General features: G+C 60.1%; 11 protein-coding genes and 1 pseudogene. 3 read left to right on the top strand and 9 right to left on the bottom strand.

Annotation, left to right across the window (positions count from 1 at the left end; translation table 11 throughout):
* Positions 1-269: 269 nt before the first annotated feature.
* From OZ411_RS41805 to OZ411_RS41770, 8 genes and pseudogenes are all read right to left on the bottom strand, one after another.
* On the bottom strand, positions 270-893 hold the full coding sequence (locus OZ411_RS41805) for an isoprenylcysteine carboxylmethyltransferase family protein (RefSeq protein ID WP_282532628.1): 624 nt from the start codon (positions 891-893) through the stop codon (positions 270-272).
* A 205-nt stretch (positions 894-1,098) separates the two neighbouring features.
* A complete protein-coding gene (locus tag OZ411_RS41800) occupies positions 1,099-1,971 on the bottom strand; it encodes an alpha/beta hydrolase (RefSeq protein ID WP_282532626.1) in 873 nt (290 codons plus the stop codon).
* A 228-nt stretch (positions 1,972-2,199) separates the two neighbouring features.
* Positions 2,200-2,976 carry a DUF4336 domain-containing protein gene (locus tag OZ411_RS41795; protein ID WP_282532625.1) on the bottom strand — a complete coding sequence of 259 codons (777 nt, stop codon included), beginning with the start codon at positions 2,974-2,976 and terminating at the stop codon, positions 2,200-2,202.
* A gap of 259 nt (positions 2,977-3,235) precedes the next feature.
* A pseudogene (locus tag OZ411_RS41790) lies at positions 3,236-3,524 on the bottom strand (DNA ligase); the annotation flags it as partial.
* A 400-nt stretch (positions 3,525-3,924) separates the two neighbouring features.
* Complete coding sequence (locus OZ411_RS41785) at positions 3,925-4,581, bottom strand: SOS response-associated peptidase family protein (RefSeq protein WP_282532624.1); 657 nt, start codon at positions 4,579-4,581, stop codon at positions 3,925-3,927.
* 7 nt (positions 4,582-4,588) lie between these two features.
* Positions 4,589-5,329 (bottom strand): hypothetical protein, encoded by a 741-nt coding sequence (locus tag OZ411_RS41780; protein WP_282532623.1) that lies wholly within the window; start codon positions 5,327-5,329, stop codon positions 4,589-4,591.
* Positions 5,330-5,343: 14 nt separating this feature from the next.
* The gene (locus OZ411_RS41775) at positions 5,344-5,757 is read right to left on the bottom strand and encodes a hypothetical protein (protein WP_282532622.1); all 414 of its coding nucleotides are present in this window, start codon (positions 5,755-5,757) and stop codon (positions 5,344-5,346) included.
* Positions 5,758-5,886: 129 nt separating this feature from the next.
* Complete coding sequence (locus OZ411_RS41770; protein WP_282532621.1) at positions 5,887-6,336, bottom strand: hypothetical protein; 450 nt, start codon at positions 6,334-6,336, stop codon at positions 5,887-5,889.
* 1,689 nt (positions 6,337-8,025) lie between these two features.
* Between OZ411_RS41770 and OZ411_RS41765 the strand changes: the two genes are divergently transcribed.
* On the top strand, positions 8,026-8,244 hold the full coding sequence (locus OZ411_RS41765; protein ID WP_282532620.1) for a hypothetical protein: 219 nt from the start codon (positions 8,026-8,028) through the stop codon (positions 8,242-8,244).
* A 157-nt stretch (positions 8,245-8,401) separates the two neighbouring features.
* On the opposite strand, the gene OZ411_RS41760 is transcribed toward OZ411_RS41765, so the two are convergent.
* Positions 8,402-8,647 (bottom strand): hypothetical protein, encoded by a 246-nt coding sequence (locus tag OZ411_RS41760; protein WP_282532619.1) that lies wholly within the window; start codon positions 8,645-8,647, stop codon positions 8,402-8,404.
* 661 nt (positions 8,648-9,308) lie between these two features.
* Here OZ411_RS41760 and OZ411_RS41755 point away from each other — a divergent pair.
* Together OZ411_RS41755 and OZ411_RS41750 are read left to right on the top strand one after the other, a co-directional pair.
* Positions 9,309-9,818 (top strand): lipocalin-like domain-containing protein, encoded by a 510-nt coding sequence (locus OZ411_RS41755; RefSeq protein WP_282532618.1) that lies wholly within the window; start codon positions 9,309-9,311, stop codon positions 9,816-9,818.
* 1,454 nt (positions 9,819-11,272) lie between these two features.
* A partial coding sequence (locus OZ411_RS41750) for a PRC-barrel domain-containing protein (RefSeq protein ID WP_282532627.1) occupies positions 11,273-11,427 on the top strand: 155 nt, incomplete at its 3' end.

Genomic DNA, 11,427 nt, shown 5'->3' with positions numbered 1-11,427 from the left:
CACCGGATCGAACGACGTGGGTAGGGCGGCGTGATCACGTCCTGCTGGTGCTTGCACTTCGATAGCCCAGAATGTCCGCAAAGGGTCAAACTGAGAAGAACCTGGTGCGTGTCCATGTTTTCCGCTTTGCCCCTCGAATGCGGACATCCATCATAGCGGTCGGCATGTCTCAGAAGGGCCACTTTCAGACATGGCTCGGTTGCTTCCTCTCTGAGATGGCAACGGCCCGGTTTGGTGAGGAGCATGCTTTGCCAAATGAGGTTGGGCTTTCACCAAATCCCCGGGATGAGCCGCCATCGGACCCGCGCGGCGTAATCCGAATAGCCCGCAAGCTCTACCTGAAGAATTCGATCCTCCGTGATAGCGCGATAGAGCAGAAACGGCAGGCTGAAGATCACAACGAGCGCGGCCGCGAGCCAAGATCCGAGTGCGGGTCCGCTTGCCGCTATAATCAGAATCCCTGCGGTGTATCCTGGATGGCGGACGAAGGCGTAGGGTCCCGTGGTGACGACGTGCTGGCCACGGTCGGTCTGGATACGAATGACTGAGGAGAAAAACCGATTCACGCGCATCGCCCATAGTGCCAGGGCATAACCGGCCGCGACCGTCAGCAGGCAAAGGCCTTGTAGCCAGTCGGGCACATCGTCGCTCCAATGGAAACGGCCACGGTCGAGCCCGGCAACGATCCAGTGCATGAACAGAACGAGCGAGAAGATCCTGAGCGCGAGCGGCGGCTTCTTGCCGCCTGGCCGCATACGTTCGCGCAGGAGGTCCGGATCGAGCGCTGCGAACGAAATGATCATGACGGCGGCTAAGATTGCGAGATAGGCCCAAAAGCCCGGGATGGTGACCGTGCCGGCCGCTGCGAACAATGCGGCGGCCGCCGCGACCACGAACAAGCCTGCCTCTAGGTAAGCCGAGACTGGCATCCGCTGCTTTACCATTTCAGAGGAAGCGAAGTGGTGCCACACATGACCCTAGATCCACCGCCGTGGGAGCCTGCACTTTTGGGTCGGCAGGGTTTCCTGCCCCTGACGATGCGATCGACATACGAAGCTAAACGCGCGCCGGGTTCGGTGGCCGATTCTGTTACCGGCATTAGGCCGTCGTACTCCCCGGCCCTGGCATGGCCAGGATTAACCGCGCCACCTGCTCCGGCTCATCCAGTTGGACGAAGTGTCGAGCACCCGGGATCAGGAATAGTTCGGAGCCCGGGAGAAACTCGTGAAAGGTCCGGGCGACGCCGCTGTTCAGGGAAGGATCGGCGTCGCCGAATATGATCCGGACCGGGCGTCTGAACTCTTTCAGCTTGGGGATCATTTGTGAGCGCGATCGGACCATGGGCAGTAAGTCCTCGTTCAGGCGAAAGAAGGCAGGGCGGGCGCTGGGCGTGGCGTCGAACTGTTGATACAGCAGCGGCACAAACTCCCGTCTGACCTCCGCGTCTCGGATGAACCTCCCAACCTGCCACCAGTACATCCGGCGGAAGAGCCAGTTCCCGAACATCCGCGACACAGGCCTCGCGACGCTTCTGATCACCGGCGTGGAGAAGAGCCAGATCGCCTCCGGCCGCTGGAGCGTCGGCATTTCGCAGTAGTACGTGTTCAACAACACCAGGCCGGCTACGCGCTCAGGGTGGGCCAATGCCCAATCGATGGCCGGAGGGCCCGAGGCGTCGTGCGCGACGAGGACGACTTGCCCGAGCCCCAGTTGGGTGATGACGGCGTCGAGGTCACCAACTTGATTGTCGGTGGTGTAAGAGTAGCCGGACGGCTTATCCGAACTGCCCCACCCGAGAAAATCAAATAGCACGACCCGGCGCGGCGGCGAGAGGTAAGGAGACAGACGGTCGTACAGGTGTACGTTGTCCGGAAATCCGTGCATGAGAATGATCGCCGGTTCCGCCCCGGGGTGATCTCGGACGTAGATCCGGTGTTGGTGTCGCTGAACAAAAGTTTCTTGGTAGGCCATCATTCCCTCGGGAGCGCCGCCCCGCCGACAAGCCTGATGAATTCGCGTCGTTTCATCGGATCACCTCGCCGCAAGCGAGGAGGTCCTGAATCGAGGTGGGCGCGGTCGGCGCCTCCGACCGAAAGGATAGCACATTTCTGTAAGGCGGGAGACTGCTGCGCTGCGGTTGGGACCGCTTGGGCCCGAAGGCGGAAATTGGCTCTCGGCGCGGCCGAACGAGTTTTACTTTCAAGGCGCCGGCGTTCCAAATATCCTCCTGATGACTTCGGCGCCATGAGACTCGAAACACCGGCCGTGGCTGAGTATAATGCGCTCCGCTCGCCAAGAGTGGATTTTTGCGAATGCTGCTTTAGCCTTTCGCGGCTGCAGTAGCAGCGGCGGCCGCATGCCAAAGAATATTTGCCCGCGGGGATGGTACATCCCGCTGAGCTTTGTCGCCGTTCGCCAAGGTTCGGGCATCTTATCCAACTCGATGTTGATAATCGTGTCCGTGAGAACCAGGGTCTTCGATTTCTTGTGAAAGAAGATGAACTCTTTGAAGTACCCACCGGGAAATAGCGTCTGGTCGATGTCTTGCCGCCATTCTTCCGGCGGACTGAAGTCGAGGTCTCGCGCAAACGTGACATCGATGTGCCGAGCGCGCGCTCTTTGGCGTACACGCGGTGAAGCCCATGGGATCGCGTCGGGAAAGGCTTTCGACCACTCCCCGATATGAGCGTAGTGAAACTGGTTGGGTGACACGAGATGTCGGATTGTCCCTATCCGCTGCAGCTCGCTTGCCAGCGCCTCATCAAATTTGATCGGCGACTGCAGGAACAGATCACCATTCGAAAGGCGCACGACCGTCATCCGCGTAGTGAAAGGCAGCGGCAACGTGACGCCACCCACGGTCAAATGCTCGAATGGCCCATCGACTATTCCGATGTCCGGCCCCATCAGCTTAAATACGTTGATTGGTTCGTAGAGAGAGGCACCCACAGTCATCTTCCGGATAGCTTCTTGCATGGAGTATCTCTGATCGCGGGATGTCTGCAACGGGTCAAAAGCGGCGGTCCCGCCTCGTGTGACTGTCGTCCGCATTTCATTCGGTATCGGACATGCGGTCGCACCTCACACGCTCCGGATTGGGCAACGCGCTCTTAGAGGATAATGCGGCGGGTCAGTCCTGGCACGAACTAGCTTGATAGGCTTCCGGTCGCTCCTAAAAGCGTTAGGGTTCTCGCCAGACCCACCAGCTATTGTCGCAGCGGGCGCACCAATTGCATCACAGGTCCTCCCGCAGTCCTTTGAAGAATGGATGGCGGACCTTTCCCTCCGCTGACTTGGCACGATACTCGATTTTCGGCCAGCAGCTTCGGTTCGACCCAGATGCCCTTGTGCGCGATCCGCTTCGTGTAAGGCTGCGTCTTGCGGATCAGTGGTTTTAGGCGCTTCTGCAGCTCGGCCGCTGAAGTCTTGTCGAAGCCGTGGTCGACCTTGCCTGCATAGATCAGGTCATCGCCCTTGCGGCGGCAGAGATAGATGCCATCCCACTTGCCTTCGTCGAGCGCATAAGGTCGAAGGTAGGAACAAACACCTATACCATCAACATCGTGCTCTCGGCTTAATGCCCGAGGCGAGAACGTTGTTTAGAATTTGCTTACTGCGCTCTGACACGTTGGTCCTTCCCAAGCAGGAGACAATCGCCATACAGGAATTGGAACATGCGATCCGTGAGCGCGCCTACCAGCTTTGGATTGAGAGCGGTTGCCAAGACGGGCATGCCACGGCACATTGGCTTGCAGCGCAACGCGAGGTGTTGAGTTCGTCCCTTGGAGCTATCGCTCGGGTCACGGTCACCGATCAGCAACCTAAGAAAGTTGCAAAGGCAAGAACCGCTCGGAGGAAGCAGCGCGCTGCGTAGCAGTGATCAGAGCACACGCAATTACTGATCCTATCCCCCGATAGCTCTGGCTACGCTGCGGCCTTCTCCTCTTTGTCAGGGCCACGCATCACGATCCTCAGCGCGTCATCCGGCAATAGCCGCTGCAACGCCTTAGCCTCGTCCCACGGTGCGCGCATCCACACGTCGTGCTCTTCGTCCGTCGTCAGGATCACCGGCATCGCCTTGGGATGGATCGGCGCGACGATGGCGTTCGGCGAGGTCGTAAGGAAGCCATAGACCTGATGCGGCACCGGCTTGGACTTGGTGCCGCGGTCACCCTTGAACTTGGTCCAGATGCGCCCGAATGCGAATAGCGGCCGGTCATCGTTGAGTGCGAACCACACCACGTCTTTTTTCTTCGTCTCTGGGTTCGGCTCCGGCGCGTACTCGGCGAAGCTATTGGCGGGGACCAAGCACCGGCTCTCCGGCTTGAGCCACATGCGCCAGTGCGGCGATGACGTGTTGCGGATGTTGGTAACCGGCGGCCCGCCTGTGCGCGGTGGCGGCGGCATGCCCCAGCGCATCAGGGTCATCTCGGTGCCGGTGACGGTGTTGCGCACCACTGGAGCCGGATAGTCGGGAAATACGCCGGGCATTGGTGCGAGGTTGCCGACGTAGCGGATGATGACGCGAAAGAGCGCGGCGATCGCGGCTTGGTTAGTGGTGATCGAGTATAGATTGCACATTTACCGATCAGTCTTGGTTCTGGGGTGGGCTTTTGGCTGCGGTTTCAAATGCTGTCCGCAGCAGGTACCTCATCAAGACCTTCGCTTCTTCCTCAGTCGTTGCCGGTGAAGGCTTCTTAAACCTGCGCCGGGCGTGCCTCGACCAATTCGCGGTCTGTTTCAATTGTTTGACATCGTCACGCTTAGCCCAGCCAAGCGCGAGGAAAGCGGTCTCACCACCAGACCTGTCCATCAAACATTCGAGCGCCTTGTATATTTCGAACCAGAACATTGGTGGGCGCGCGAGGCTGAAGTGCATCAGCGCATCTTCCAGAAATTCGTCGTTATCTGCGATTGCCGACCAGTTTTGCGCTTCACTTGGTCTGGGAGGTGGCTGTGGCGCTGGCTTACCGTCAAGTCCCGTCGTCATGACTGGTGCGGCAATTCTCAGCCCCCGCAACCGGAATGCCGCCTCCATGAAAACTGTTCGGTGAACCTTGCCGTCCGGTGCGAGTTCGGCGACACCAGAAAACTGGAGCGGCTCACAGTCTCGCATCACAGACATCGTGCCATTTAGTCGCTCAATGTGAGCGACGACGCGGTCGCGCACCTCAATTGCCGATGTCAGGCCGTCAAGAGAGGCTGATCGCAGCACATGGTCGGGGTCATGTACCTCGATCCAAGGGTCAAATGGTGGCTTGAGCATTTCGCGCCAGTCTCGCAGGTCATCATCATGGCCGCGCAGGATAGCCCCCCACCGCTTCGACATTCCCGTTTCACCTTCTACCGTTCGCCCGGCCACCAGTGCGATGGCGGATCGCTCGCCGTGATCTTGTTCGGCCGCAGCGCGACCAGATGGCTCCGCTTGTAGGGATAGCCTCGAACCTGTGAGCACTCCTTGCAGCGCATGTAGCGTTCCAGCTCATGGACCGGCGTCGCCTTCGGCCGTCGCACGATGTCGAGCGCAACGGTCTGGTGGGTGTCGCAGCCAAGGCACTTCACCTCCAAATAGGTGTACCCGGCGTTCAGCGCGTCACCCAGCGCGGGGGACGGCTGCGCCGGTCCCTGGAAGCCGAGCATGCGCTTGTTCCATGCCTCGCAGGCGAGCCGGTCGGCTTGCTTGCGTGCTTCGGCCGCCCGCTCTGCCGCTGCCCGGATCGACGCGCCGTAGATGGTCTCGCGTGATTTGGTGCCCACGCTAGAGAAGATGCACCGGGCGGATCGGCTGGGGCAAGCCGCTAGGGATTGCGGCGGATAGCGTGCCGGACACAACGGAGAGGAAACCGGCTGCGGGCGCTCAAGCCGCAGAGCAAGTAGGCCCGCCGATCACCGACCGTCATCCTGCCACGGCGTCGTCGGTAGCGACGGCACCCGGCGCTGCGTGGCGCGCGGTCGCTCGACCGTCACGGGCTTCGGCGGCGGTGGCTTCACCGGCTTCGGCTCCGGCGGCTCGCCAAAGGTTCGATGCGGCTTCACCTCACGCGCCAGTGCCGCCAGCCGCTTGGCCTCGACCTCATCAATGCTGCGCCAGCGGTTGCTAAGCGAGAACGTGTTGGTCAGGCGCTTGCCCGGCTCAATCTCGATCAGGCCGAGGCGGTCGAGCAGCTTCAATGATGGCGAAATCGACCTGTGCCCAATGTTGTGATCCACGCTGAATTCAAGGTAGCTCACGGTCGCGCTGGTGCCGTTGCCGATGGTCCGCTCGATCGCAGCGAACACCCGCCGCGCGCTCCGTGGGAGCATCTGATAGGCCGGTGAATCATCCCGATCTGCCATGCCGCCTTCCCTCGATCATGGGTCTATAGCGGCAAATCGGTCAGCCTGACCGATTTGAGCTACGCGACCATCCACTGAGCCAGTACCGCCAGCGCGACCATGACGACCACCGCCGCGACGAAGATTAGCGCCTCGCGGTTCGTCATGCGCCACATCGCGCACCGCCAGACCATGTTGGCTCCACCATCGGGCAGTCACACAGCCACACCATATGCACCGCCAATAGCCATAATCGGTGCCGTCCAGGGTTGGCAGCGCCAGCCAACCGAGGCGCAAATAGTCCGACACGCGCGACCAAACCACGAGACGGTGAAAGCTGCATCTCAAGTGCCTGTTGCCTTTCCGACGTCCCGCCAGCGAGTTATCCCGATGGGGTGCACAAGGAGAGTATTCCCGTCTGCGCGCTGTTAGAAATGCCGGATCGTTATCGTTTTCATTCCACTCCGGGGCCCGCGTCTATGAAGCTTTCAGAAGCCAACGCCCCCCGCGCAGCGGTCCCCCCGCTTGCCTATGGCCCCCACAGTACCTTGAGGGGGTGTCAGGCCGTCACTGCCTTCCGGGTCCTTCCGAGCGCGCGGGTTGGTGCGGGGGCCGCGCGACCCCGGTCCTTCCGCATATTTCAGATTTTCGTTTTTCGATTTTCGTTTGCTGAATTTCGTTTTAAGGGTTCACGCGAGATGCGGCGCACTGATCTGACCGAGGCGACGATGCAAGGCTGGGCACGGCTCGACGCAGCGCAGCGCCAGCGGTTTTCGAGGCATTCCTGAAAGCGGCGCTGCGGCTCGACCAGCTTGCTCTGCGAGCTTGGCTTCGGCGGCGGCTCAAAAATCCACCGCTCGCCGCTCCGATCGATCCGGCCTGCTTGATAGGGAGTGTCGACATTGCTCTCATCCTGAGAGCGGCAGGTGAAGCTGATCCCGCCGCCGATCGCTGATGATCCCTACGAGGACGAAGCCTACCGGCTGTGGGCGATCAAGCAGCAGCGCAAGTGAGCGGCGTGCGACCCGCACGGTGCCGGGGCTAAGGCCCATCATCGTGCCAGAATGCGAGATTTGGACGATCGGACATGTGTTTCGGACCCTTCGATTGAGCTGGTGTCCTAGTCTTGGGACAGGACAACGCGGTCGCAGCGGCCGGTAAGGACGGCACGCTCGACATCATCGCCGCATGGAGATGTGCGGGCTGTTCCGGATGCCGCGGGCGGCGATGGACGACGAGAAGATCGTGGAGGCGTGGATGTGAACCGCGAGCCAAGTTTGGTGGCCGCATCCGCTTGCATGGACCAGATCCCTACAATGGTTTTGTCGCGAACACGATGCCGCGAGCCGAACTGGCGCGGCGGCGCTGCAGTGCACACAACTCAGACAACAAAAGCCGACCCACTAAAAAGAAACGAAAGGGGAATAACCATGCTTTCATCCCGTGAGCATGAGAAGCTGTGTTTGCTCGCCGCAGACCGCGCGAACGAAGCGATTACCTCGGTCACCCGGATGTGGACGACGACGAGCAGGCGCTGCGGTTGACAATCATAGTGCTGATGACGCTTCACGACACTACTGCCCTGCAGATGGTCGAAACCGCGAGGTGGCCGGACGGCCCTGAGCCCTCCTTCAACGATTGCCGCACCAAAGTTCGCCACTGTAATCGAGGACTGCGATGCAGTCCGCGAACTGATCGAGACGGCAAGGAATGAGACAGGTCAACGATAACGGTCCATTCAAGCGCGGCGACGAGGTCAAGCTGGTACATCGCTTCGCCGAAGCCCTCGTGCGCGGCAGGAAGGTCAGAACGGATTGGCTCGAACGGCGTGGCATCGTCATCCGGTGCAGCGTCAAATATGTCGGCGTGATGTGGTCGGGACGACGGACACTCGATCATCTCCCGGTGCGGGCAGTGGAGAGGATATAATTTACCGCGATATGATGAATTGCAAATATCTTCATACCGGGCCGTCGCGCGGCCCCCGCACCAAACCACGCTCTCGGAAGGACCCGGACGACATTGCGGAGGGCGCCATGCCCGGTCTCTGTCGCGGAAGTCTGCGGCAACCCCGGTAGATCCCTGCTTAGTAGCAAATCTTGACGGTGCGAACCCGCCAGCCAGAGCCGTCCCAGAAGCGCTGGCGTTGCCAACCGCAAGGTCCGTTGTAGTCGGAACCAGGGGCAGGCCGAGGGCCGCCGTAGTGGCCGTAATAGCTTGGGCCATAGTAATAGGGGTAATAGGGGCCGCCGCGCTGGGCACGGGCAGGCGTCGTGGTCAGAGACCCGGCCACCGATGCGACCGTGACCAAGGCAGCTATTGTCTTCTTCATGTCTTGGACCCTCCTTCAGTCAAACCTCTGCCTGGCGCGGGCACTGCGGCTCCGACCTCGGTTTGCCACTGTTGCAAGTCCATCGGCAAGGGCGGCGCCAGCGCTTCACGCATGCATCACCGCAACCTCGATGCGAACCGTGCCAGCATCGAGCGCACACCATCACCATCGTTAAGGCGGGTACTCATAAAAGCAACGGGACCCTTCAGCGCTCACGTCTGCTTAGCCCCCAACAGCGGCGCGAGAGCGGACAATCGGGGACCGCCGCTTTGGGCCAGAACCGGACCTTCGTTGCCGGCGTTCTCGCGATCACAAGCAACTCTCGGCACGCCGAACGCTCCAACGGCCGCTGTCCTGTCTTGCCCCACAGGCCCCGGCCTTCTCGCTCGACGGCTTCCGCGGGATCGCCGACATGATCGTGGGGCCACCTGGCATAACCTTCGGGGTGGCACGTAGCGTTTCGGCCGATTGCCCTTTTCGAACGCATGCCCACGTCTTGGTGTGGTCAATCCAGTACTGGCCGTCGGTGCGGCATTGTGGGATGAATTGCCCCACTGACCGCCGAGTGCCCAGCACACTGATCTTGAGGCTCTGACTAAGCTCGGCGGCACAGCCCAGAACCCGTTATAGATGAAACTGCCTGAAAACCAGAGGGAGCACCATGAAAGCACTATTGTCAATTCCGATAGCCGCAGCTCTTACATGCGGCACGTTGACCGCGGGAGCGGCAGAGCCGCTCAAACAGCAGCTTGTAGGCACTTGGAGCGTCATTTCATTTGTAAACGAGAATGAAAGGACCGGGAAAGCAACCAAAGTATTTGGTTCCGATCCGAAAGGATATTTTATGTTCGATGCAGCAAATCACTTCTCAATCAATCTCATGCGTCCGGGACGACCAAAATTTGGCCGCCGCGACTTTCCGCTTCCCGGGGAAAGCAGAGCCGCTCTGGAGGGGATAATCGTGATGTTTGGCGACTACAAAGTAAATGAATCTGAACATTCAATATCCTTACAGATTATCGGCGGCAGCTTTCCCGCGTGGGACAATACGAATCAGAAGCGTTTCATCGCGATCAACGGCGATGAGCTCACGTATAAGAATCCTACACCGGCATCCGGTGGGGGGACTGCTGTGGTGACTCTGAAACGCGCGGCAAGCGCAAGCGAGTGATCTTTTGGTCGATCCGTCGCCACGGGCACATCGTTTCTGCTCAAAGAAGATCGGCCCGGTGAACAGCATGACAGCGAAAGACAATTCGTGGGCGGCCGCCGCTGAAGCGAAATTGAATGCCACCTATGCCCGTCACATTCAGAGGACAGGGCGTCAGCCACGGGCACGGTTTCAGAAAACGGCCCCCCGACCGGCGAGCCAAGCCTCGGTACCCCCGAAGTGATCGAGTGAGTGGGTCCGCACACGATGTCTGAATCGGGTCAAACTGAGAAGAACTGGGAGTGAGTCCATGTTTTCCGCTTTGCCCTCGAATGCGGACATTCATCATAGCGGTCAGGGCCAATATCCGAAGTAGCGGACGCGACGTTGCGGCAGGCAGAAGCAGCGGACCTAGTCTCGCGTTCAATGCGACGGACGAGCAACGCGACGTATGGATGCGAGCGCCATGGGATGTGAGGTAAAGGCGTTACAGCATTCCTTACCGGACGAAGCGCTAAGTATCGCTGCGCGCGGGCTTCGGCTGTGAATTCGACAAGCCAATCGCTCTGCCGAACGGGTGCGATCCCCATGACTTTGGCAGCGCCGCCGTTTTGAGTTGCGCCGGCCGTTAAACGCCGGACCGAAGCAGATCCACGGCCTCAGTTAATCGGTCCGCTATTTGCACGGCACCCGGCATGGACCGCCTTTCGGAAGGCAGCGAGCGGACAGAATTGACTGCCAGCCCAGTACCCGCGGCGAGAACAGCTATCACAATCGCAGCGAGATATTCGGTCCTCATGGCAATGGTCGCCTTCATCAGCCCCCAAACTAACCGGGCACTGTCAGGAATGGTTCCCGAATGCTGCGGCCGATGTCTCCGCCCACATCGGAAGTTGCCGCCATAGCGCCCCCGCGACTAGCTGCTACCGGGTTCCTCCTTCCGAATGGAACATCGCTGTCGCGGCCAGAAATTTGGAACGAAAGCGTCTGCCAGGGTTTTCAAAACACGAGACCGCTGCTCGCTGGTGAACAACCCGGCGCATATCGCAGATAGCCAAAGGTCGCTACCAAAGACCCGCTGTTGTCAAAACAAGCGCTCGCGCAGATAGCCAAAAGCGGCGGTCTCCAGTTCATTCAAAACTGCCAGCCGCGCCCCGATCGGTCGCGGGGGGAGCGCTTGGACTGATGTCGGCTTGCCGGTGGCGTTGTTCCTACCGAAGGCTCCATTATGCGCAACCGCATCGACATTGACTACGTCCACAGCCGGGGCCATCGTTCGAGAAATCGGCGAGAGGTTACGCGCGTCGCTGAAAGCAGAGCCGGAGCTACCGGCGAACCTTAGAATGCAAATCGACCGGCTTCGCGAATTGGAAGAGCAGTCGCCCTCAATCATTCTCGATGCTGAGCGCTCGGACAAACGTCGGCGTTGAGGCGCCTGGGGACAGCACACACGGCTCGGCCGAACAGGACGAGCAATGCCATCGGTGAAGCTCCGTGCGTCAAGAATTTTGAGTGAGTACGGTGCGGCGCAATCCGAATTGATCGGCAGCGCCGTCGTTCTTACCGACGGAAAGGCAGGCACGGTCGAGAACGTTTGGCTGGATGAACTGCACGGGCTTCGGATTTCGAT

Origin of the sequence: Bradyrhizobium sp. Arg237L (assembly GCF_029990105.1) — a bacterium.
Lineage (GTDB): Bacteria > Pseudomonadota > Alphaproteobacteria > Rhizobiales > Xanthobacteraceae > Bradyrhizobium.
This window is presented reverse-complemented; position numbering and strand designations above follow the sequence as displayed.